Source organism: Streptomyces sp. NPDC041124, from assembly GCF_055592385.1.
Genome location: NZ_JBVIYR010000003.1, coordinates 434,447 through 456,453, shown reverse-complemented (window position 1 = coordinate 456,453; position 22,007 = coordinate 434,447). Strand labels below are relative to the sequence as shown.

Here is a 22,007-nt window from a genome sequence, read left to right as displayed (position 1 = left end):
TATGTCGGGCGATGTCCGGCCGGGGCGGCCCCGCGGCGCCCCGGCGGGGTCCGGCGGCCTCAGTCGAGGCCGAGCTCGTCCTTGGAGTAGGCGAAGAGGTACGGCACCCCGGCGCCCTCCCGGATCTTCTCGGCGGCACCGGTCGCCCGGTCCACGATGGTCGCGACGGCCACGACCTCCGCGCCGGCCTCGCGCACCGCCTCGACGGCGGTCAGCGGCGAGCCGCCGGTGGTGGAGGTGTCCTCGACGACGAGCACCCGGCGGCCCTTGATGTCCGGGCCCTCGACGCGCCGCTGCAGTCCGTGCGCCTTGGCGGCCTTGCGGACCACGAACGCGTCCAGTCTCCGGCCCCGCGCGGCGGCGGCGTGCAGCATCGCGGCCGCGACCGGGTCGGCGCCCATGGTCAGCCCGCCCACCGCGTCGAACTCCAGCTCCGCGGTCAGGTCCAGCAGCACCTGTCCGACCAGCGGGGCGGCCTGCCCGTCGAGGGTGACGCGGCGCAGGTCGACGTAGTAGTCGGCCTCCAGACCGGAGGAGAGCGTCACCTTGCCGTGCACCACGGCCTTGTCCTTGATCTGCTGCAGCAGCGCGCCGCGCGTGTCCGTCATGCCTGCCAGCTTAGAGGCGGGTCCAGGTCCACGTGGTCGAGGCCTCCAGCGGCTCCAGGGGTGTGACCAGGCGCGGGTGGGTGTTCAGCCCGTTGGGCGGCCCGGTCTGCGGCTCCACGCACACGGCCTCGCTCTGCTCGTCGTACACCACGACCCACTCCTCGCGGCTGGTCACCTTCAGCGCCAGCCGCTCCGGCCAGGTGAGGGTGACGTCGACACCGCCGGGCATGGCGAAGCAGTCGTCCCACGGCCCCGCCTGCGGGTCGGTGCGCCGCCCGGTCGGCAGGTGGTCCTCGCCGCGCTCCTCCTGCCAGGCGGGCGCGAAGTCGATGCTCACCTCGGCGCCGTCGAGGCGGCGGTTGAACCACGGGTGCCAGCCGATCTGCGCCGGGAAGGACGACTCGTACGTCTCCACGCTCAGCGTCAGCGTCAGCGCGTCCTCGCCGAGCGCGACCTGCTGGGTGACCCGGCCCGGGTAGGGCCACGGGTCGACGAGGTCGTAGGTGAGGACGACCTCGTCGGTGGTCTCGCGGGCGACGCTCCAGGGGGCGTCGCGGGCGGTGCCGTGGATGGCGTGCGGCGGGGCGTTGAGCGGCATCTGCCGTACGGTGGCGCCGTCCTGGAAGCGTCCGTCACGGATCCGTCCGCACCAGGGCACCATCGGGAAGCACCCGTACCGCTCCCCCTGCCGCAGCAGTTCGACGCCTCCGACCCGCAGCCCACCGACCCGCCCGCCGTTCCCCGGCAGCACGTCCACTTCCGCGTCGCCCGCGGTCAGCGTGATGTGTTCGTTACTCACGTCAACGACCCTACTGGGACGATCAAGAGCGCGTTCCCGGGACCGCCCGACGGGGCCCCGGCAGCCGGCCCGGGTGGTCGCAGGGGTGGACGGAGCCGCGATCCGCCCACCGGCCCGAAGCGCACCGGAAGGCTCCGGTCCGCCGCGCCCCCGGCCGCGCGGTTCGCAGCGCCCGGCCCGCGCCCCCGCACGCCCGGCCGACGGAGGCGCGGGCACCGGTGCCGCCCGGCCTGCGGGCGCGACTACGGCCCACACGGCCGGCGGAACCGTCCGGCGGCACGACGGGCGGACGGCCGGGGGGGCAGGCCGGGGGGGGTTACCGGTGAGGTCACCGGGACCCCGGGCGTCCCCGGCAGGGGTCAGTGGCGTTTGCGGAGGGCTCGGATCGCGACCACGGCGGAGGCGACCGCCAGGGCTGCCGCCGGGGCGGCCCAGCGGAGCGTCGTGGGGGACGAGACCGTCTGCGGGGCGGGGACGGGGGCGTAGCGGCCGCGGGGCGGGGCGTGGTCGACTTCTTCGGCGCTGCGTCCGATCATCGTCCGCCGGGCGTGGGCGGCCTCCGCGACGCCGTCCTCGCCGTCCTCGTGGTCCCCGTCGTGGTCCGGGCCGTCCTGGGCGTCCCCGGGAGCGGGTGGCGGGGTCTCCTGCCGGGCCCCCGGGCCGCGGTCCGCGTCCGGCGCGGGTGCGGGCGGCGGGGGTGTGTCCTCGGCGTCCGGGGTGGTCTCGAAGTCGGTGGTGGCCCGGGGCTCGAAGTCGCCCGTGGAGAGCAGTTCCGGCGACTGGGGTTCCGCAGCGGGGCCCGACGGCTCCGGCTCCGCTCCGGGTGTCTCCGCCGCCACGCGCCCCAGGTTCTCCGCGAAGCGGTCCAGCAGGCGGGTCACCGCCGCCGCCACCGCTTCCGGGGGCAGTTCCGTGACGCGGCCGGCGGCCGTCGCCGTGCCGGAGACGGTGAGGGTGGTGCCGCCTTCCGCGGGCCGCAGCCGCAGCCGCAGCGCCGGCTTCACCGTGCCGCTGCCGCGGGTCTCCGACGCCTCGCCCTCGACGGCGTAGGAGCCGTCGTCCCGCGCGGACACCCGCAGGGCACCCCGGTAGGTGACGGAGTGGCTGCCGACGCGGACCTTCAGGCGGCCGGCGACGGGATCCGCGCCGGCGTCGTGCTGGAGCCCGGGGACCGCCCGGGCGACCCGCGCGGGGTCGTCCAGCACATCCCTGAGCCGCTGCTCCCCGACCGGAACGAACACCTCGTGCTCCATGACTGCGGAGCCTACCCAGACGACGGCGGGCCGCACCCCCGTCCGCGGGAAGTGGCGGCGCGTCGGCGCGGAACGCGGTAAGGGGTTCAGTCGCCGTAGCGCGGGTGGAGCAGGGTGGAGGGTGGCAGGCCGCGTACCCGGGTGCGCTCGGCGGCGCGGGCGTCCGCCGCGAGGGAGGCGTCGGTGAGGGTGCGGGTGTGCGGCCCGGACGGGCCCAGGCGCGGCTCGGGCGGCCGGTGGCGGGCGGCGAGCACGAACCCCCAGTCGCGGTGGGCGTGCGCGGTGGTCCCGGAGCCGCGGTCGGGCCCGGTGGCGAAGGGGGCCTGCCGGCCGCGCACGCGGTACGCGGCGGTGTGGAGGCCCGCCGCGCGGAGCGTGGAGTCCACCGTCCAGAAGTCGCGGGGCCGGTGCGCCACCGCGCCCCCGTGCACCACGAGCCGTCCCCCGGGGGCCAGCACCCTCCGGGCCAGCCCGTAGAACTCCCGCGAGTACAGCTTCGTGCTCGCGGTGATCCCGGGATGCGGAAGATCGGAGACGACCACGTCGTACGCGGCCGGGGGCGCCCCGCGCAGCCAGTCGAAGGCGTCGGCGGTGGTCACCCGCACCCGTGGGTCGTCGAGGGCGTGCGCGTTCAGCGCGGACAGCGCCGGGTCGTGGCGGGCCAGCCGCACCACGCCCGCGTCGAGTTCGACGACGTCGACGCGGCGCACCCCGCTGTGGCGCAGCACCTCGCGCACGGCCAGCCCGTCACCGCCGCCGAGGACGAGGACCCGGTCGTGCGGACCGTTCATCGCGGGGTGCGCCAGCGCCTCGTGGTACCGGAGTTCGTCCCGGCCGCTGACCCGCAGCCGCCCGTCGAGGAAGAGGTTCAGCGGCCGCCCGTCCCGCCCGCCGGTGATCAGCACCTCCTGCACGTCCGTGTGCAGGGCCACCCGTACGTCCGGGCCGTACATGGCGTGCCGGGCGGCCCGTTCGAAGTCGTCGACGAGGGCGGCGGCGGAGCCGAGGAGGGCGAGCACGCACACGTTGGCCGCCACCAGAAGGCGGCGGGCGCGGGGCGTGAGGTCCTGCCGGAACAGTCCGAGGACCAGCGCCGCGCCGACGACCGCGTTGACCGCGCCGGTGATCAGCGCTCCGGTCAACTGCCCGAGCAGGGGCAGGAGGAGGAACGGGAAGGCGAGCCCGCCGACCAGCGCGCCGACGTAGTCCGCGGCGGACAGGTCGGCGACCGCGCCGCCCGCGTCCTGTCGCCGGATCCGCTGGATCAGCTCCATCAGCAGCGGCACCTCGGCCCCGATGAGCAGCCCGGTGGCGAGGGAGAAGGCGACCAGCAGGATGCGGGGGCCGCTCGCCCAGACGCCGCCCCAGTCGCCCGTCCAGGCGAACACCGCGTACAGGGCCATCGCACTGCATCCGCCGACCAGCGCCAGGGCCGCCTCGACGGCGCCGAAACCGGCCGCCGCGTGCCGCCGCAGCCGCTTCGCGGCGAGGGATCCGATGCCCATCGCGAAGACCATCACGGACAGCACGACGGACGTCTGGGCGACGGAGTCGCCCATCAAGTACGCGGCCAGCGCGACCAGTTCCAGCTCGTACACCAGGCCGCAGGCCGCGCAGACGAACACTCCCGCGAGGACCAGGAACCGCCCGGTGTCCTGTCGCACGGGCAGCCGCAGCGGACTCCCCGCGTCGCCACCGGGCCCGTCCCAGGACTGCGCGGAGCCGGGCGGTGCGGGGGCCTGCGACTCGATCACTCCAGCGACGTTACGTCACGGCTCCACCGCGCAACGTCACCCACACGCGTGATGTTTGTTTACACCGGCCCGACGCCGGAACGGACCGGCACCCGTACCCCCACCCTGGTCCGCGTGGCCACCAACTGCCCGTCCTGCGGATACGCGTGCCAGGTCCGCCAGTGGAGCCGGCCCTCGCGCCGCTGGGCGAGCATCGCCGTGAACGCGTGCGGACTGCCCGGGAACACCCCGGCGAGGCCCTGCGGATGGTCGGAGACCAGGGCGAGCAGCTCCTGCGCCCGGCCCGCGAACGACGCCGGGGTCATCACCTCCACCCGGGCGGCGAACTCGTACTCCCAGTCGCCCACCCGCTTGGCGACCCCCAGCGGAAGCGGCGTACTGCTGCCCGGGATGCACGCCACCGTCTCCGAGCACAGGCCCCCCTCCTCCTCCACCAGCACCTGGTGGGACGCGCCGAGCAGGCGCAACTGGAGTTTCACACCGGTCAGTTCCAGGTCGAGCGCGGCGAGCGCGGGAAGCGGCTCGCGCCCCAGGGCCCAGGCGAGATCGGCCGCGCGCGTGTCGGAATAGGCGGTCTTCAGGGTCGTGAGCATGGATCGGCTCCGCAAGCACACATGGAGAGGGAGGAGAGGTGGGTCCGCGCGCCCCGGATCGCACCGGGAGACGCGGCCCGTCAGCCCGGTCGCCCGGCCGGAGGAAGGGTCCGCGGGGAGTCCGAGAGCTGCGCTGGTGATTTATAGGGAATCATGAACTGTGCTGCCACCACAGCGTTTTTACCCAACTTCGTGGCCTTTCCATCCGCTCGGGGGCTCCCCAGCTCACCTGTTCAACCCCCGAGTACGCCCCCGAGTGACGGCGTACGCCGTCGGGCGTCCCCGCCCGGAACCGGACCCCGAACCGCCGCTTCACGGGAACGGCGGGGTCCGCCCAGGTGCGGACCCCGCCTCGGCGGATGCGTCTTCCCCCGACAGGGAAGCGAGCTGCCCCGTGTCAGCCCCCTCCGCCGCCGCATCCGCCGCCCCCGCACGACGACCCGCCTCCGCAGGACGAGCCACCGCCGGAGGACGATCCGCACCCGGCACCCCCACCGCCTGAGCCGCCGCCGTCGCCGGCCCACCAGCTCTCCCCGCGGGCCCTCCCGCGACGCCTCCCGGACGCCCTGCGCCCCGGACCCCTGGAGCCGGCCCAGCCGACCCCGTAGAACAGCACGACGAGCGCGATCAAGGTGATGCCGACCTCCATGACCCCACCCCTCCTTCCGTCCCCCGTGACCCCCGAAGCAGCCCCCCGTGGGCACCTCACGCACGCAGGTGACCGGGAGATGCCCTCCGCCCACGCGGCCCAAAGCAGAGTTGAGGAAGTCCAGAGGTTCGGCGCAGGATGGCCGCCATGACCTCCAGTGCGCGCCCCCTCCTCAACCGCCGGCTCGCCGAGTTCGGGACCACGGTCTTCGCGGAGATGTCCGCCCTGGCCCTGCGGACCGGAGCCATCAACCTGGGCCAGGGCTTCCCCGACACCGACGGCCCCGAGGAGGTCAGAGAGGCCGCCGTGCGGGCCCTGCGGGACGGCCGCGGCAACCAGTACCCACCGGGCCCCGGCGTCCCCGAGCTGCGCACCGCCGTCGCCGCGCACCAGCAGCGCCGCTACGGCCTGTCCTACGACCCCGACACCGAGGTCCTGGTCACCGCGGGCGCCACCGAGGCCATCGCCGCCGCCCTGCTCGCCCTGGTGGAGCCCGGCGACGAGGTGATCGCCCTGGAGCCGTACTACGACTCCTACGCGGCCTGCGTCGCCATGGCCGGCGGCACCCGTGTCCCCGTCACGCTCCGCCCGCGCGAGGGCCGCTTCCGCCTCGACCTCGACGAACTGCGCGACGCCGTCACCGACCGGACCCGCCTGCTGCTGATCAACACCCCGCACAACCCGACCGGGACCGTCCTCACCCGTGAGGAGCTGACCGCGATCGCGGAGCTGGCCGTCGAACGCGACCTGCTCGTGGTCACCGACGAGGTCTACGAGCACCTCGTCTTCGACGACGCCGAGCACATCCCCCTGGCCGGCCTCCCCGGCATGCGGGACCGCACGGTCACCATCTCCAGCGCGGGCAAGACCTTCTCGTTCACGGGCTGGAAGGTCGGCTGGATCACGGCCGCCCCGCCCCTGGTCACGGCGGTCCGCTCGGCCAAGCAGTACCTGACCTACGTCTCCGCGGGCCCGTTCCAGTACGCGATCGCCGAGGCGCTCGCCCTGCCCGAGTCGTACTTCACCGACTTCCGCGCGGACATGCGCACCAAACGCGACGTCCTCGCGTCCGGCCTGGCGGAGGCGGGCCTCACCGTCTACCGCCCTTCCGGCACCTACTTCATCACCGCCGACATCCGCCCCCTCGGCGCATCCGACGGCATCGCCTTCTGCCGCGCCCTCCCCGAACGGGCGGGCGTCGTCGCCATCCCCACGGCCGTCTTCTACGACCACCAGGACATGGGCGCCCCATTCGTCCGCTTCGCCTTCTGCAAGAAGCGGGCGGTACTCGAAGAGGCGGCGGCCCGTCTCAAGGGGCTGACGCCCTGACAGACGGACACTACGAGCACCCCTGGGCGAGCGGTTGGCCCGACATGTGTCCCGGGCACCCACCGGCCTTGAATCCGACTTTCACTCGGTGTCTTTGGGATGCCGCGGAGAGGCGTACACGACGATCACCGTGGAGGTCTCCGGACTGACCAGGTACCGCACTCGTCCACCGCTGGTGACCTCGTACTCCCACTGTTCCAGGCCCGACCCCTTCCACACCTTGGTGGCATGCCTTCCCCGCAGCTGGTGCTGACGGCTCCAGTTGGACCGGGACAGGGGGTCAGTGCGCAGCGCGTCCAAGCAACGGTGCGCGTTCGGCAGTGCCACGCGGCACAGTTCCTCCCAGCCTGTTACCGCCTCCGTCGTTCCGAAGACGACGTTCCATCCATTGAGTGGCGGAACACTGACCCGATCTCCCTTCTTCGGGCTCACCCACGCACCTCGACCGAGCCGAGGTCGTCGCCGTCGAGCGGACGCAGCGACTCCCTCAACTGATCGGGGTCCGCGTTGATACGGGCCGTGGCGCGCCAGGAGACGATGACGCGGTGAACGGCCTCTCCCGCATCCAGTTCCGCCGCGTCGGACAGCGCTTCGAGGAGCTCGACGGTGAAGGCGCGCACCTCCTCCGCGTCCAGGTGTCGCACCCAAGGGAAAACCTCTGGGAGCGCGAGGAGCAGCGACCTGGCACCGTCGTCCTGCTTCATCAGCGCGAGGAAGAGCCGCGAGGCGGTGGTCAGATTTTCCTCGGCGTGCTCGGCGCGTGCGGCCGTCGTCAGCATCATGTCGGGTGCGTCTCTGTGCGTGATGCGGAGGCGTCCCAGAGCTGCGGCCCTGGCAGCGACTCCTTTGGGGTTACGGGACAGGTCGGTGAAGGAGACGGTCTCGGTTTCTGCTTCCAGGGGCACGCTAGCCATACTCAGAGAGTACTCAGATCGTGTTCTGACTTCAATCGGGAGGAGCGGGCCGTCGCCGAACCGGTCGGCCATCCATTCAGCCGACAGCACTCAGAAGACTCTCTGTTCGACAGCTCCGACACCGTCCCGGCGCAGGGGCACGGAATGCCCTGTCGCAGCCCTCACAGGTCTGGAAAGGGAGGACAACACCAGGGCGGTCGTCCCGGCGCGTCTCCGAGTGGCACGGGGTGGGCAGGGGTGTCTCCCGCAGGCGGTAGGCGAGGATGCCCGCAGGACGTGTCAGGAAACGGTCGGGGAGGCCCTCGGTCAGCGACTTGATGATCTGTACCGTGCCCAGACCCGCCGCGAGCCACTGGGAGACGGCCGGAGCCAGTCGCGCCGCCTCCCGCTCGGAGAGGACGAGACGGGGATCGAACCGACGCAGCGCCGCCAGCACGCCGACCGCCCGGGGGTCGGCGTCGGCGAGTGACGCCGAGGTGTCCAGGGTGGTGACCGGCGCGGCGGCGGGACGCTTCCGGGTTGCGCGAGGGGCCGGCCGCTCGGGTGGCCCGTCCGGGTCCGGGGCGGATGTACCGCCGGGGACGTCGTAGAAGTACGTGCGGGTGCGGATCTGCCCCGAGGGCAGGCGCTCGCGGCGGCGCTCCAGGTAGCCGGCGGCTTCCAGTTCCCTCAGGGCCCGGGAGATCAGGATCTCGCCCTCGGTGAAGTGCCCGCACAGGGCGGCGATGCTCACGGGGGCGCCGTCGGGCAGGGAGGCGATGTAGGCCGCGACGCCGATGGTGACCGCGCTGCCGCGCCGCTGGGCGAGGGCGTTGGCGATCACGGTGAAGTCGGCCGTGAGGCGGGTGCGTACGTGGGTCACGCCGGAGGACGGAGCTCCGGCGTCGGCGCGCGGGCGCGCGTTAGACTGCGAGTCAGCCATTGGGAAGGTCCGTTCTTCCTGATCGGTCAGGTCCTCGGTCGGGATGCCAGTCCCGGCCGGGGGCCGTATCTGTTTGCGCTCGGTGCGGTGAACGTAACCGCCCGTCTCCCGCGCCTGCAAGCCGGTCACCCGCACGAGTGACGCGGGCCGTCCGGCCGGGAGGGCGGGTGGGCGGGTAGTTCTTTCTCCCGGTTCTTTGGGGAGGTCAGTGGCCCACCGGACCCTCGCGGACGAGGCCCCGGCGGGCCCGGAAGACGGAAGGCCACCAGGGCCCGGCCGATTCAGGGACGGTGGTGTTCCGCCCGCAATCCGCCTGTGAAGGCGGCCCAGGACGCGGCGGCGAAGCACAGCGCGGGACCGTGCGCGGCCTTGCTGTCACGGACGGGGACGACGCCGGGGAATCCGTCCGCCACTTCCACGCAGTTGCCGCCCTCCTGATTGCTGTAGCTGCTCCTGCGCCACACGGCGACGCTCGGATCGGGACGGGACGTTCGCTTCACGATGGTCGCCCTCTCAGAGGTCGTGATGTCCAGCCTTCAGCCCGCTTATGAAGACGGCCCAGGACGCGGCGGCGAAGCACAGCGCGGGACCGTGCGCGGCCTTGCTGTCACGGACGGGGACGACGCCGGGGAATCCGTCCGCCACTTCCACGCAGTCGCCCCCCTCTTGATTGCTGTAGCTGCTCCTGCGCCACACGGCGACGCTCGGATCGGGACGGGACGTTCGCTCCACGATGGTTGTCCTCCCTCACGGATCGGATCATGTCGAGCGACATGAGCGGGGGCAGCGCTGCCGCCCGCAGCCGATCGTAGGTCAGCGCAAAACTCCTGACTTCTTCTCGTTCCTCGACGAGTTGGCCGTAGTGCGCGCCTTCCGTGTAGGCCACCTCCGAACCGTCCGGCAGGGCGAGGACGGTGAGCGAACCGCCCATGACCTCATGCTCGCCCTGGTCGAACGGCAGCACTTGGACAGTGATGTGAGGCTCCTCTCCGGCCGCCATCAGCCGCGCCAACTGCTGGCGCATTACCGGCAGACCACCGACCGGGCGCCTGAGCACAGCCTCGTCGAGAACCACCCACAACTCCGGCCGGTCCGGCGAGCCGAGCCGCTCCTGCCGCCCCATGCGAAGGGCAACCCGCTCTGCCAACTGCTCCTCACCACTGAGCGTCCGACCGACCTTGAGCACGGCCCGCGCGTAGTCCTCCGTCTGCAACAGACCCGGCACCACATGGGCCGCGTACTGCCTGATGGCCACCGCCCGCTCCGCGTACGTCATGAACTTCCGCGACCAGTCCGGGAACGCCTCCCGGTACACGTACGGCCACAGCTCGACGAGGAGGTCGTCCGCTCCGAGAGCCGCGTCCAGCGCACGCGCCAGTTCCAGCGTCGGCTTCGCGCCCGACGCCCGTTCGATCTGCGTGATCCGGGTACTCACCACGTGCGTCATGGCACCGAGTTCGGCCTGCGTGAGTCCGGCCGCCCTACGCAGGCGGCGGACCCGCGCACCGAACAGCGCCGCCATCGACGCGCTGGGGTCAATTCCGTTGGCCAAAGCGTCACTTCCGTTCCTTATGGCCTGAAAGGTAAGGCCGCGCCCTCTGTCGGGATCAGGGCGATCCGACGAACCTTGAACACGGAAAGCAACGACTCGTGCACGCCACGAGACATCACCGGCTCGACGAAGAAGGACGGAAGAAGCCGTGCTCACGAGAACGACCGCAGCTGAGGACGAGCCACGGCGGAGCCCGACACCGTCGGACCTCGTCACACTCACCGACGAAGCCGCTGGACCACCCACCGCCGCCGCGCAGTTCACCTCCTCACCGCGTGGTGCGCAGCTCGCACGGCGCTTCGCCGTGCAGTGCATGGAAGCGTGGGGTCACCCGCCCGCGGCGGACGTGTCGTGCGCGATCGCCCTCGTCGTCGGCGAACTCGCCGCGAACGCCGTGCGGCACGGCCGGGTCCCCGGACGGGACTTCGGCCTGCGGCTCACACTCGACGAGGCGGCGGGCCTGGTACGGGTCGAGGTCGCGGACGCCGCCACCGCGAAGCGTCCGCCCCTCTCCACCCCTCCGGTCCCGCCCGAAGCCGAGTCCGGCCGGGGCCTGCTCCTGGTGGACGTCCTGGCGGAGCGCTGGGGCTGGGAGCCCCGTGAGCCCGTGGGCAAGACGGTGTGGGCGGAGTGCACCTTGTAGAGCTTCCGCACTCCTCAGTGAGAGCACCGACGGTGACCAGAACCGCGGCGGCCACAAGGTGCTGGTCTGAGGTCGCACGGCGTAAGCCTGGAGACGGCGCAGGGCCCACGGCAGAGTCCGGTGCCGTGAACGGCGGCGGGGTTGTCTATCGTCTTCCGGTGCGAACAATCGTGGTGCCTGTCCGCAGGGCGGCGGGCGTGGAATGGTGAGGGCGCGGTGGCCGCGTCTTCGGCATCCGGCGCAGGTGGTCGTGGCCGGCTTCGCCGCGGCGGTCGCGGCCGGGACCGGTCTGCTGATGCTGCCGGTGGCCAAGGCCGGGCCCGGGGGCGCCGGTGCGATGGAGGCGCTGTTCACCTCCACCTCCGCGGTGTGTGTGACCGGCCTGGTCGTGGTGGACACCCCCCATTACTGGAGCGGGTTCGGGCAGGCGGTGATCCTGGCTCTCATCCAGGTGGGCGGCTTCGGCATCATGACCTTCGCCTCCCTGCTGGTGCTGCTGGTCTCCCACCGCATCGGCCTGAAGGCCCGCATGACGGCCGCCGCGGAAACCAAGACCCTGGGACTGGGTGATGTCCGCTCGGTCGTGACCGGTGTGGTCAAGGTCAGCTTGCTGCTGGAAGCGGTCACCGCACTGGTGCTGGCCCTGCGGTTCGCCACCGCCTACGACGAGTCCTGGCCGCGCGCGGCGTGGCTGGGCGTCTTCCACGCCGTCTCGGCATTCAACAACGCCGGCTTCGCCCTGTACTCCGACAGCCTGATCGGCTTCATCACCGACCCGTGGATCTGCCTGCCCATCGCGCTGGCGGTCATCGCCGGCGGACTGGGATTCCCCGTGCTGTTCGAGCTGCGCCGCCGCTGGCACCGGCCACGGTCCTGGTCCCTCCACACCAAGATCGTGCTGTGGGCCTCCGGGACCTTCCTCGTCGGCGGCAGCTTCTTCATCACCGCGCTGGAATGGTCCAACCCCTCCGCCCTGGGTCCCCTGGACGCCCCCGGGAAACTGCTGGCCGGGTTCTTCCAGAGCGCCATGGCGCGCACCGCCGGGTTCAACAGCGTCGACACCTCCCAGATGACCCCCGCGAGCTGGCTGGGCACGGACGTGCTGATGTTCGTCGGCGGCGCCAGCGCCGGCACCGCCGGCGGTATCAAGGTCACCACCTTCGCCGTACTGTTCTTCGTCATATACGCCGAGATCCGGGGCGAGGGCGCGGTCAACATCTTCCACCGCCGCCTGCACGGAGACCTCCAGCGTCAGGCCCTGACCGTGGTGCTGCTGTCCGTGGCCGCCGTCGCCACCTCCACCGTGGCCTTCATGGTCTTCAGCGACCACAGCCTGGACCAGTCGCTGTTCGAGGTGACCTCCGCCTTCGCCACCGTCGGCCTGTCCACCGGCATCACCGCCGACCTGCACGCCGGACTGCAGCTGCTGCTGATCGGGTTGATGTTCCTCGGCCGGCTGGGCCCCATCACCGTCGCCTCCGCGCTCGCCCTGCGCACCCGCCACCGCCTGTACGACCTTCCCGAGGAGCGACCCGTCATTGGCTAGGAAACCCACCCCCAAGAAGCGCCGCACCGGGCCGCAGGGTTCCGTCGTCGTCATCGGCCTGGGCCGCTTCGGCCGCGCCCTGGCCCTGGAACTCGCCGACGAAGAGACCGAGGTCCTCGGCATCGACGAGAGGGCCGAAGTCGTCCAGGCCCTCTCCGGCTCCCTCACCCACGTCGTGCGGGCCGACTCCACCAAGGAGGACGCCCTGCGCCAGCTCGGCGTGCACGAGTTCGAGCGCGCCGTCGTCGCCATCGGCACCGACCTGGAAGCCAGCATCCTCACCGCCTCGCTGCTGATCTCCTTCGGCATCGAGAACGTCTGGGCCAAGGCCACCAGCGAAGCCCACGGACGCATCCTCACCCAGCTCGGCGTCCACCACGTGGTCTACCCCGAACACGACATGGGCCAGCGCGTCGCCCACCTCGTACGCGGCCGCATGCTCGACTACATCGAATTCGAAGACGACTTCGCCATGGTCAAGACCAACCCGCCCGCCGACATCATCGGCCTCCCCCTGGCCAACAGCGCCGTCCGCTCCCGCTACGGCGTCACCGTCGTCGCCATCAAGCGCCCCGGCGAAGGCTTCACCTACGCCACCCCCGAAACCGTCGTGGAAGCAGACGACACCGTCATCGTCGCCGGACGCACCCGAGCCACCGAACGCTTCAGCGAACTCCAGTGAGACCGGGCGGGGCGGTTCTCACCAACGGTCCTCTGCCCGAGCTGTGGGTCCACCGAACGGGAGGAGCGCCCTAACCCTGCGCCGGGTTGCTGTTCAGCTTGCGGCGCTCCCAGCGGTTCGGGTGGCGGACGAGTACTCCCGCCACGCCGCCGGACCCGGTGAGCCGGATCAGCGGGGTGCCCGGAAGACGGTCGGACGTGGTCTTGTCCTTCAGGCCGCCGAAACCGGGATCCATGGCGCTGGTGTCCACGGCCCAGCCGTCGGGGAGGACGATCGTGACGCCGGCCGCCTCCCCGTACGCCTCCACCGTGACCTCCCTGAGCCGGCACTCGACCCGGGTGAAGTCGAGCTTCACCCCCGCCATGCCTCCGTGAGCGATCACGTGTCCGGGGACCTCCCAGCGTCCGGGGCCCCGGGACGCTCCGTGGAGGCCGCCCTTGAGCACCAGGGGACGCCGGTCCGCGACGGCTGGATCCTGTCCCGGCAGGTCGGCGGTCAGGACGGCCAGCTCCGCGTACGTCTTGGACGTCAACGCCTGCTCCAGGCGCGCGTCCAGCTCTTCGAGGTCGATGCGTCCCTCGGCTGCCGCGTCGCGCAGCCGCTCCACCACCGCTTCCCGGTCGTCGTGGGAGGCGCGGAGGTCACCCGAGGGAGCGGGGCGCGAGGAGGGCTCCGGAGTCTGGGCTGTCATGGCCACAGAATAGGCAGCCGGGCGGGGCGGGCGGACCGGAACCGCGGGCGGGATGCCACCCCGGACGCACCCCGGACACAAGAGGGCCCGCCCCCGATACCGGCCATGGTGCGGCCGGTGCCCTGGGCGGGCTCTCCCTCGCGTGCGGCGCGCACCTTTCGGCACCCGCCGCCACGCCCTGCTCGGAGGCGGACTACTCGTCGTCCCCGGGCTTGTCCGCCTCGTTGATCTCCTGCTCCAGGCCGAGCTGCTCGACGAGCCACTTGTCGAACTCGATCGCGGCCCGCACCCAGCTGACCGTCGAGGAGACGAAGTGCTCCAGGCTGACGCCCATGCCGATCAGCATCTGGGCCTCACCGATGAGACGGACCGTGCCGTCGTCGTGGGTGTGGGTGTACAGCTTGGGCCACAGGGTGCGCCGGTTCCAGTCGTCGATGGACTCGAGCAGCTGGGGCTTCTCGTCGATCTGGTGCGGCCGGTCGTAGAACGTCCGGACGGAGAAGATCTGCTGGTCGCCCTCCCCGCGGAACATGAAGTAGGTGCGGAACTGCTCCCACGGCGCCGCGAGGTCACCCTCGTCGTCGACGACGTACTTCAGTTCCATCTGGTCGAGGAGCTGCTTCACCAGGTCCTGATCCGGGACGACGGGGCCCGCCGGTCCTTGCGGCTGCGGCTCGGGCTGGCCCCCGAAATTCGGAATCGAGGACGGGTCGATGGTCATACTGGGACACTCCTGCGGTCGTCTGGCGTCCGGTCGTCGCTGAGACCAGACGTACACCCCCCACCCTCTCTCCATTGGCCCGTGCCGGGCAACCTGCCCAGGCCGACAGCGACCGTCGAAATCGGCCATCGGCGCGGACGACCGGGTCCCGCCCGACCCCACGGCCGGGCGGGACCCGGCGGGCTACAGCGTCTTCCCCGTCGCCGGCCCCACCAGCAACCCGTCCTCGACGCGGTCCACGCGGACCGTGTCGCCGTCCTTGATCTCGCCGGAGAGGATCTCCTTGGCGAGGCGGTCGCCGATGGCGGTCTGGACGAGGCGGCGCAGCGGGCGGGCACCGTAGGCGGGGTCGAGGCCCTCCTCGGCGAGCCAGGCCAGCGCCTCGGGGGTGATGTCCAGGGTGAGGCGGCGTTCGGCGAGGCGGCGGGCGAGGGACTTCAGCTGGAGGTCCGCGATGCGTTCCAGTTCGGACTTGGTGAGGGCGGAGAAGACGACCAGGTCGTCGAGGCGGTTGAGGAACTCGGGCTTGAAGGAGGACCGGACCACTTCCAGGACCTGTTCCTTCTTCTCCACCTCGGTGGTCAGCGGGTCGACCAGGTACTGGCTGCCGAGGTTGGAGGTGAGGACGAGGATGGTGTTGCGGAAGTCGACGGTGCGGCCCTGGCCGTCGGTGAGGCGGCCGTCGTCGAGGACCTGGAGCAGGATGTCGAAGACCTCGGGGTGGGCCTTCTCGACCTCGTCGAGGAGGACGACGCTGTAGGGGCGGCGGCGGACGGCCTCGGTGAGCTGGCCTCCCTCCTCGTAGCCGACGTAGCCGGGGGGCGCGCCGACGAGGCGGGCGACGGAGTGCTTCTCGCTGTACTCCGACATGTCGATGCGGACCATGGCCCGCTCGTCGTCGAAGAGGAAGTCGGCGAGGGCCTTGGCCAGCTCGGTCTTGCCGACGCCGGTGGGGCCGAGGAAGAGGAAGGAGCCGGTGGGACGGTCGGGGTCGGCGATGCCGGCCCGGGAGCGGCGTACGGCGTCGGAGACGGCGCGTACGGCCTCCTTCTGGCCGATGAGGCGCTTGCCGAGTTCGTCCTCCATGCGGAGCAGCTTCTGGGTCTCGCCCTCCAGGAGGCGGCCGGCCGGGATGCCGGTCCAGGAGGCGACGACGTCGGCGATGTCGTCGGCGCCGACCTCCTCCTTGACCATGGTGTCCTTGGCGACTTCCTCCTCGGCCTCGGAGGCGGCCTCCAGGTCGCGTTCGACGCCCGGGATCTCGCCGTAGAGGAGCTTGGAGGCGGTGTCGAAGTCGCCGTCGCGCTGGGCGCGTTCGGCCTGGCCGCGGAGTTCGTCGAGCTTCTCCTTGAGTTCGCCGACGCGGTTGAGGGACTGCTTCTCCTTCTCCCAGCGGGCGTTGAGGCCGCGCAGTTCCTCCTCCTTGTCGGCGAGGTCGCGGCGCAGCCGCTCCAGGCGTTCCAGGGAGGCGGCGTCGGTCTCCTTGCCGATGGCGAGTTCCTCCATGCGCAGCCGGTCGACGGCGCGCTGGAGTTCGTCGATCTCCACGGGTGAGGAGTCGATCTCCATGCGGAGGCGGGAGGCGGCCTCGTCGACGAGGTCGATGGCCTTGTCGGGGAGGAAGCGGGAGGTGATGTAGCGGTCGGAGAGGGTGGCGGCGGCGACGAGGGCGCTGTCGGCGATCTGGACCTTGTGGTGGGCCTCGTAGCGGCCCTTGAGTCCGCGGAGGATGGCGATGGAGTCCTCGACGGAGGGTTCGGCGACGAGGACCTGCTGGAAGCGGCGTTCCAGGGCGGGGTCCTTCTCGATGCGCTCGCGGTATTCGTCGAGGGTGGTGGCGCCGACCATGCGGAGTTCGCCGCGGGCGAGCATGGGCTTGAGCATGTTGCCGGCGTCCATGGCGGAGTCGCCGCCGGCGCCGGCGCCGACGACGGTGTGGAGTTCGTCGATGAAGGTGACGATTTGGCCGTCGGATTCCTTGATCTCGGCGAGGACGGTCTTGAGGCGTTCCTCGAACTCGCCGCGGTACTTGGCGCCGGCGACCATGGCGCCGAGGTCGAGGGCGACGAGCCGCTTGTCCTTGAGGGATTCGGGGACGTCGCCCTTGACGATGCGCTGGGCGAGGCCTTCGACGACGGCGGTCTTGCCGACGCCGGGTTCGCCGATGAGGACGGGGTTGTTCTTGGTGCGGCGGGACAGCACCTGCACGACGCGGCGGATCTCCTGGTCCCGTCCGATGACGGGGTCCAGCCTGCCTTCGCGGGCGGCGGCGGTGAGGTCGGTGCCGAACTTCTCCAGGGCCTTGTACTGGCCCTCGGGGTCGGCGGTGGTCACCCGGCGGGCTCCCCTCGTCTTCTGGAAGGCGTCCTGCAGCTTCTTCGCGGTGGCGCCCTGCCGGGAGAGCACCTCCCCGGCGGCTCCGCCCTTGGCGGCGATGCCGATGAGGAGGTGCTCGGTGGACAGGTACTCGTCGCCGAGGTCGCGGGCGCGGGACTGGGCGTCGGCGATGACGGCGAGGAGTTCCCGGTTGGGCTGGGGCGGCGCCACGGTGGAGCCGGTGACGCTCGGCAGTCCGGCGAGGACACGCTCGGCGCCGGAGCGTGCGGCGGCCTGGTCGGCGTCGACCGCGGCGAGCAGGTCCGTGATGTTCTCGTTCTCCTGCCCGGTGAGCAGGGCGAGCAGCAGGTGGGCGGGGGTGAGGTCGGCGTGTCCCTCGGTCACGGCCCGGTTTCCGGCGGCGTTGATCGCGTCCCGGCTCCGGTTGGTCAGCTCGGCGTCCACGTGTCCGTTCTCCTTCTCGGTGACCCTTCAGTGACCCTCAGCGGTCTTCGTGGCTGACTCTGTCAGCGTACACAAACTTGAGTCTATTCCACTCAAGGTGGTGTCGGGGAGTGCGACGGGGCTAAGTTCCGGGTCATGGCCATCACGTATTCGGTGGATCCGGGCGATCCGGGCGCGACGTTCCTCGGCTTCTGGCGCGAGAGGCACCTGTGCACGCTCACCACCCTTCGCCCGGACGGCACCCCGCACCTGGTACCCGTCGGGGTGACGTACGACCCCGGGGCGCGACTCGCCCGCGTCATCACCAACGGGTCGAGCGCGAAGGCGCGCCACGTGCGGGCGGCGGGGGACGAGGGCGCGCACGTCGCGGTCTGCCAGGTGGACGGCAGGCGGTGGGCGACCCTGGAAGGGCGCGCGGTGGTCGTGACGGAACCGGAGCGCGTCGAGGAGGCGGTGCTCCGGCACGCGGAGCGCTACGGGCGGATGCCGTCGCCGAACCCGGCCCGGGTGGCCATCGAGATCACGCTCACGCGGGCCATGGGGCGCCCGTGAGGCGAGCGGGGCGGAGCGTGTCGCCGAGCGGCGGGTTCCGGCCATCGGACGATCGCCCGATACCGGGAAATGTCCCGTGAAACTGCAGCGGCGTCACCGTGTTCAGGTCACGGTGACGCCGCTGCGGGGGGAAGCACCTGCGCGATCTTTTACGACGGGGGAATCGCGTCAGGCACTGCGGGGGGTGGCCGAGATGGTCCGGGTGGCAGGCGAGTCGGACTCCACCTGCCGGTGGTCACGCTGGTCCAGGTTCACAAAGATCATTCCGTACCGGATGGCACAGCGCACGGGCTTCGGCGCGCCCCTGGGCCGTCGCAGGCACCGGTACGCCCGCACGTCCCCGTCCTCGTCGCGTGTGACCACGACCGGCTCGCCGAACACGGTCACCATCAACGAGTCACCACTGTGGGGGATGGCGGTGACCAGGTCGATGAAGTGCCATCCGGATCGGTAGGCGGTCGCCATCTCACGGCGGAAGGAGCGGTCGTCGGGTGGTGTGGTCATCACTCAGCCCCACGTACTGTCGTTCGCAATCTGCGGCACCACCGGTCCCCAGCTGCTGTCCGGGGGCACGGACTTGGCCACCGGCGCCGGTCCCCAGCTGCTGTCAGCCCGTACGTCGCCCTTCGTGCCGGCCAGGCCACTCAGCACTCCGAAGGCCATAACGGCAGAGAAGGCGGCGACAAGTACCGAGCGAAGCTCTCTCTTACGCATAGTCGGCTTCGTCCTCACTCGAAAGTCACCCTTCCCCCGTCAAGTACGACGATGGCTCATTCGGGCACGTCATGGCCACACAATCGGTGCATCATGTTCCTGCATGTTCAGGACCCTGGGGGGTGGAGATTTGACAACGAATCGGACCAATGAGACACATCCCCATGCGGTGACCGAACTGTGTGAGGCCGGTGGACGTCTCTACGCCGACGCGCTGCGGGCGGGCCGCATCCCGCGCGCGGACGTCGATCCCGCTCCCTGCCTGATGGAACTCGCCCTGCTGCACCCCGATCCCGACGACCCGACCTGGCTGCGCCCGGTGTCCCCGGCGGTCGCCCTGGCGCAGCGGCTCAACCCCCTGGAGAGGGAGATCACCGAGCGCCGGCGGATGTCGATCGAACTCGCCGACGCCTTCGAGCCGTTCATGGCCCTCAGCGCCCAGACCACCATGAGCACCCACTCGATGACGGTGCTGGAAGGCTTCGACCGGATCAACGCCGCCCTCGACCTGGCCACCTCCCAGTGCCGGTCCGAGATGCTCTCCGTCCAGCCGGGCGGCCGCCGCCTCGAACACACCCTGGCCCAGGGACTGGAGCGCGACCACGAGATGACCGAGCGGGGGGTGCGCATCAGGACCCTCTACCAGCACACCGCCCGCCACAGCCCCGAGACCCTCGCCTACGTGGCCCGGTTCGACACCGCCAAGGTGGAGTACCGCACCATCGACGAACTGGTGGAGCGGCTCATCATCTGCGACGAGACCGTCGCCTTCATCCCCATCCGCGACGACCGGCAGGTCGCCCTGGAGCTGCGCCACCCGGGCCTCATCCGCTACCTGATCAAGGTCTTCGAGTTCATGTGGACCCGCGCGGTGTCGCTGAACACCGGCGCCCCCTACGAACCGGCCTCGGACGGCCTGACCGACATCCAGCACTCCATCGCCAAACTGCTCGTCGAGGGCCACGTCGACGAGGCCATCGCCCGCCGCCTCGGCATGAACGTCCGCACGTGCCGCGCCCACATAGCCAAACTGGCATCCGCCCTCGGCAGCGGCAGCCGCGCCCAACTGGGGTACCTGATCGCACAGTCGGGAATCCTGGAACAGCAACAGTGAAGCCGAGGAGGGGCGAACGGGCGTGACGGCGCACGAGCACGACACGGAGGACCTGTGCGAGGCGGGCGCCGAGCTGTACGCCCGGGTGCTGCGCGAAGGCCCGCTGCCCGCCGAGGAGGCCCGCGGGGTGCCCTGCCTGATCGACGCCGGGCTGCTCCAGCCCTCCCTCGACGATCCCGGACGCCTGGTGCCCGTCCCCCCGGCGGTCGCACTGCACCGGCTGCTGCGGCTCTCCGGGGAACGCGTCGCGGCGGAGCGCCGGCGGGAGGAACGGCTGGCGGCGGCCTTCCAGCCGCTGATGCGGGCCGGCGCGCTCCCCACGCAGGAGACGCTCACCCCCTCGCTCCGCGTCCTCAGCGGCAGGGAACGGATCAACGACGCCATCACGGAGGCCCTGGCGGAGGGCAAGGAGGAACTGCTGTGCATGCAGCCGCACAGCAACTACCACAGCTCCGAGGCCGCACGAGCGGCCCAGGCCGACGCGATGGTGCGCGACCAGATGTTCCTCGACCGCGGCGGCCGGATCCGCACCCTGTACCCGCACACACAGCGCCACATCCCGCTGGTCGTCGCCCGCTGGGAACAGCTGGACGGCGACGCCGAGGCACGCACCCTGGACGAGATCGCCGGTCGCCTCATCGTCATCGACGAGGCCGTCGCCTACATCCCCGGCACAGGCGGCGGCGAGCGCAGCATCGCGCTGGAGATCCGCCAGCCGACCATCATCACCTACCTGGTCAACGTCTTCGACCGCTTCTGGCGACTGGCCACACCCATGCACCCCAGGGCCGTCCAGCCGCCCTCCCTGGGCGGCGTCACCGCCCGTCAGCGCGCGGTCGCCCGCTTCCTCGTCGAGGGCCACACCGACGCCGTCATAGCCGACCGCCTCGGCATGAACATCCGCACCGCCCGCGTCCACATCGCCAAGCTCGCCGCGACCCTGGGCAGCAACAGCCGCGCCCAGCTCGGCTACCTCATCGGGCGCTCGGGGATCCTCGACCGGGCAGAGTGACCGCCGCCCCCCGGAAACCGTCCAGCCCCGTCTGCGCGATCCGCACCCCCAGCTGCGTACGGCTCGCCGCTCCCAGCGTCTCCGACAGGCGGGCGATGTGCGCCCGGCAGGTCCGCACGCTGATGCCCAGGCGCTCCGCGATCACCGCGTCCTGGTGCCCCTCCGCCAGGAGCGCCGCGATGGACTGCTCCCGGTGCGAGATGCCCTCGATACCGGTGTCGGGCAGCGGGGCGGTCAGCGGGATGGCGAGCCGCCACAGCCGCTCGAAGACCGTGCCCAGGTACTCCACCAGCGCCGGGTGCCGCAGCTCCAGCGCCATGGTGCGCTCGGCGTTGGCGGGGATGAAGGCGACCGTGCGGTCGAAGAGGATCAGCCGCTCGATCACCTCGTCCAGCGTGCGCGCCTGCACCGCGTCCCCCATCAGCTCCAGGTAGGACAGCAGGCCGTGCCCGTGCCGGGCGACATGCGTGTACAGGTCCCGCATGCGCACGCCCCGGCCGCGCAGCGCCGTCGCCCGGTGCAGGCCCTCCGACAGTTCCGCCTCGCGCCGGATGCCGCCCGGCTGGACGGTGAGCACCTCGGTGGTGCACGCCTGGGTCGCCTCGTCCATGGCGGCCTGGATGCGCGCGAGCCCGTCCAGCACCCGGATCGCCGGGCCCTCCGCCGCAGCCGGCGCGGGGGGCACCTGACGGCCCAGGCCGGCGTACCACTCGAAGGCCTCCACCGCCGAGCCGACCCGGCGCTGGCTCGCGCTCACCTCGTCGTACATGGCGCGCAGCAGCCGGGTCATGACCTCCTGCGGGGCGGTCGGCACCAGCCATTCCATGTCGTCGGGGTCCGGGTGCAGCAGGGCCAGCTCCAGCAGGCAGGGCACCGGTTCCGCGTCCCGGCGCGGCAGCCGTCCGCGCCGTACGGCCCGGGAATACACCCGATCCCCGGCCTCGCACAGTCGGTCAGCACCATGTGGATGCCCGTCCGTCCCGTGCCCGGCCATCGCCCGTCCCACCCCCGGTCCCAGCCCCTCGGCCGTGTCGGTCCGCCTCGGAGCGCTCGCGCTTCCGCAGCGCAACTATGCGCGGACCGCCCCGGCTCCGCAACGTGGGCCCCGGGCCGCACGGGACGCGTCCCGGCGCAACGACGAAGGCCACCCGCCGGCCGGGAGACCGGCGAGTGGCCGA

At 71.7% G+C, this 22,007-nt stretch carries 23 protein-coding genes; 7 read left to right on the top strand and 16 right to left on the bottom strand.

Features of this window, described 5'->3' with window-relative positions; all coding sequences use genetic code 11:
- Positions 1 to 59: 59 nt before the first annotated feature.
- The 5 genes from pyrE to ACZ6A9_RS10405 all read right to left on the bottom strand — a co-directional run bounded on the left by pyrE (position 60) and on the right by ACZ6A9_RS10405 (position 5,007).
- The gene (pyrE, locus tag ACZ6A9_RS10425) at positions 60 to 608 is read right to left on the bottom strand and encodes an orotate phosphoribosyltransferase (RefSeq protein ID WP_468982098.1); all 549 of its coding nucleotides are present in this window, start codon (positions 606 to 608) and stop codon (positions 60 to 62) included.
- A 10-nt stretch (positions 609 to 618) separates the two neighbouring features.
- Positions 619 to 1,407 carry an aldose epimerase family protein gene (locus ACZ6A9_RS10420; RefSeq protein ID WP_468982092.1) on the bottom strand — a complete coding sequence of 263 codons (789 nt, stop codon included), beginning with the start codon at positions 1,405 to 1,407 and terminating at the stop codon, positions 619 to 621.
- Between the two features lie 359 nt (positions 1,408 to 1,766).
- Positions 1,767 to 2,660, bottom strand: a complete 894-nt coding sequence (locus tag ACZ6A9_RS10415; RefSeq protein WP_468982089.1) for an SRPBCC domain-containing protein — start codon at positions 2,658 to 2,660, stop codon at positions 1,767 to 1,769.
- An 86-nt stretch (positions 2,661 to 2,746) separates the two neighbouring features.
- Positions 2,747 to 4,414: a polyamine aminopropyltransferase gene (locus ACZ6A9_RS10410; protein WP_468982087.1), complete on the bottom strand. Its 1,668-nt coding sequence runs from the start codon at positions 4,412 to 4,414 to the stop codon at positions 2,747 to 2,749.
- 59 nt (positions 4,415 to 4,473) lie between these two features.
- Positions 4,474 to 5,007: a DUF2617 family protein gene (locus ACZ6A9_RS10405; protein WP_468982084.1), complete on the bottom strand. Its 534-nt coding sequence runs from the start codon at positions 5,005 to 5,007 to the stop codon at positions 4,474 to 4,476.
- Positions 5,008 to 5,794: 787 nt separating this feature from the next.
- On the opposite strand from ACZ6A9_RS10405, the gene ACZ6A9_RS10400 reads away from it, so the two are divergent.
- On the top strand, positions 5,795 to 6,985 hold the full coding sequence (locus tag ACZ6A9_RS10400) for a pyridoxal phosphate-dependent aminotransferase (protein ID WP_468982082.1): 1,191 nt from the start codon (positions 5,795 to 5,797) through the stop codon (positions 6,983 to 6,985).
- 81 nt (positions 6,986 to 7,066) lie between these two features.
- Here ACZ6A9_RS10400 and ACZ6A9_RS10395 read toward each other — a convergent pair whose 3' ends face one another.
- From ACZ6A9_RS10395 to ACZ6A9_RS10370, 6 genes are all read right to left on the bottom strand, one after another.
- Positions 7,067 to 7,312, bottom strand: a complete 246-nt coding sequence (locus ACZ6A9_RS10395) for a hypothetical protein (protein ID WP_468982079.1) — start codon at positions 7,310 to 7,312, stop codon at positions 7,067 to 7,069.
- A 101-nt stretch (positions 7,313 to 7,413) separates the two neighbouring features.
- Complete coding sequence (locus tag ACZ6A9_RS10390; RefSeq protein WP_468982077.1) at positions 7,414 to 7,971, bottom strand: prevent-host-death family protein; 558 nt, start codon at positions 7,969 to 7,971, stop codon at positions 7,414 to 7,416.
- 4 nt (positions 7,972 to 7,975) lie between these two features.
- Positions 7,976 to 8,821: a hypothetical protein gene (locus tag ACZ6A9_RS10385; RefSeq protein ID WP_468982075.1), complete on the bottom strand. Its 846-nt coding sequence runs from the start codon at positions 8,819 to 8,821 to the stop codon at positions 7,976 to 7,978.
- A 281-nt stretch (positions 8,822 to 9,102) separates the two neighbouring features.
- Positions 9,103 to 9,321: a DUF397 domain-containing protein gene (locus ACZ6A9_RS10380; protein ID WP_468982073.1), complete on the bottom strand. Its 219-nt coding sequence runs from the start codon at positions 9,319 to 9,321 to the stop codon at positions 9,103 to 9,105.
- Between the two features lie 13 nt (positions 9,322 to 9,334).
- Entirely contained in the window at positions 9,335 to 9,517 is a 183-nt protein-coding gene (locus tag ACZ6A9_RS10375) for a DUF397 domain-containing protein (RefSeq protein ID WP_468982070.1), read from the bottom strand.
- A complete protein-coding gene (locus tag ACZ6A9_RS10370; RefSeq protein WP_468982922.1) occupies positions 9,429 to 10,343 on the bottom strand; it encodes a helix-turn-helix domain-containing protein in 915 nt (304 codons plus the stop codon). The genes ACZ6A9_RS10375 and ACZ6A9_RS10370 overlap by 89 nt, the downstream gene beginning before the upstream one ends.
- Positions 10,344 to 10,521: 178 nt before the next feature.
- On the opposite strand from ACZ6A9_RS10370, the gene ACZ6A9_RS10365 reads away from it, so the two are divergent.
- The 3 genes from ACZ6A9_RS10365 (at position 10,522) to ACZ6A9_RS10355 (ending at position 13,244) form a co-directional block, all read left to right on the top strand.
- Entirely contained in the window at positions 10,522 to 11,016 is a 495-nt protein-coding gene (locus ACZ6A9_RS10365) for an ATP-binding protein (RefSeq protein ID WP_468982067.1), read from the top strand.
- 202 nt (positions 11,017 to 11,218) lie between these two features.
- Complete coding sequence (locus ACZ6A9_RS10360) at positions 11,219 to 12,562, top strand: TrkH family potassium uptake protein (RefSeq protein WP_468982064.1); 1,344 nt, start codon at positions 11,219 to 11,221, stop codon at positions 12,560 to 12,562.
- Positions 12,555 to 13,244, top strand: coding sequence for a potassium channel family protein (locus tag ACZ6A9_RS10355; protein WP_468982062.1), 690 nt, complete (start codon positions 12,555 to 12,557; stop codon positions 13,242 to 13,244). Before ACZ6A9_RS10360 ends, ACZ6A9_RS10355 begins: the two co-directional genes overlap by 8 nt.
- Before the next feature lie 70 nt (positions 13,245 to 13,314).
- On the opposite strand, the gene ACZ6A9_RS10350 is transcribed toward ACZ6A9_RS10355, so the two are convergent.
- The 3 genes from ACZ6A9_RS10350 to clpB form a co-directional block, all read right to left on the bottom strand.
- Positions 13,315 to 13,935 carry a DUF1707 SHOCT-like domain-containing protein gene (locus tag ACZ6A9_RS10350; protein ID WP_468982059.1) on the bottom strand — a complete coding sequence of 207 codons (621 nt, stop codon included), beginning with the start codon at positions 13,933 to 13,935 and terminating at the stop codon, positions 13,315 to 13,317.
- A 193-nt stretch (positions 13,936 to 14,128) separates the two neighbouring features.
- On the bottom strand, positions 14,129 to 14,656 hold the full coding sequence (locus ACZ6A9_RS10345; protein ID WP_468982056.1) for a YbjN domain-containing protein: 528 nt from the start codon (positions 14,654 to 14,656) through the stop codon (positions 14,129 to 14,131).
- A 183-nt stretch (positions 14,657 to 14,839) separates the two neighbouring features.
- Positions 14,840 to 17,437, bottom strand: a complete 2,598-nt coding sequence (clpB, locus tag ACZ6A9_RS10340) for an ATP-dependent chaperone ClpB (RefSeq protein WP_468982054.1) — start codon at positions 17,435 to 17,437, stop codon at positions 14,840 to 14,842.
- Positions 17,438 to 17,572: 135 nt separating this feature from the next.
- On the opposite strand from clpB, the gene ACZ6A9_RS10335 reads away from it, so the two are divergent.
- On the top strand, positions 17,573 to 17,989 hold the full coding sequence (locus ACZ6A9_RS10335; protein ID WP_468982051.1) for a pyridoxamine 5'-phosphate oxidase family protein: 417 nt from the start codon (positions 17,573 to 17,575) through the stop codon (positions 17,987 to 17,989).
- Positions 17,990 to 18,157: 168 nt separating this feature from the next.
- Here ACZ6A9_RS10335 and ACZ6A9_RS10330 read toward each other — a convergent pair whose 3' ends face one another.
- Complete coding sequence (locus tag ACZ6A9_RS10330) at positions 18,158 to 18,493, bottom strand: Rieske (2Fe-2S) protein (protein ID WP_189557454.1); 336 nt, start codon at positions 18,491 to 18,493, stop codon at positions 18,158 to 18,160.
- A 313-nt stretch (positions 18,494 to 18,806) separates the two neighbouring features.
- On the opposite strand from ACZ6A9_RS10330, the gene ACZ6A9_RS10325 reads away from it, so the two are divergent.
- Positions 18,807 to 19,817 (top strand): helix-turn-helix transcriptional regulator, encoded by a 1,011-nt coding sequence (locus ACZ6A9_RS10325; protein WP_468982047.1) that lies wholly within the window; start codon positions 18,807 to 18,809, stop codon positions 19,815 to 19,817.
- A 22-nt stretch (positions 19,818 to 19,839) separates the two neighbouring features.
- Positions 19,840 to 20,829: a LuxR C-terminal-related transcriptional regulator gene (locus tag ACZ6A9_RS10320; RefSeq protein WP_468982044.1), complete on the top strand. Its 990-nt coding sequence runs from the start codon at positions 19,840 to 19,842 to the stop codon at positions 20,827 to 20,829.
- Here ACZ6A9_RS10320 and ACZ6A9_RS10315 read toward each other — a convergent pair.
- Positions 20,792 to 21,823 carry a helix-turn-helix transcriptional regulator gene (locus ACZ6A9_RS10315; protein ID WP_468982041.1) on the bottom strand — a complete coding sequence of 344 codons (1,032 nt, stop codon included), beginning with the start codon at positions 21,821 to 21,823 and terminating at the stop codon, positions 20,792 to 20,794. The two genes, ACZ6A9_RS10320 and ACZ6A9_RS10315, sit on opposite strands and share 38 nt — an antisense overlap.
- Positions 21,824 to 22,007: the final 184 nt, after the last annotated feature.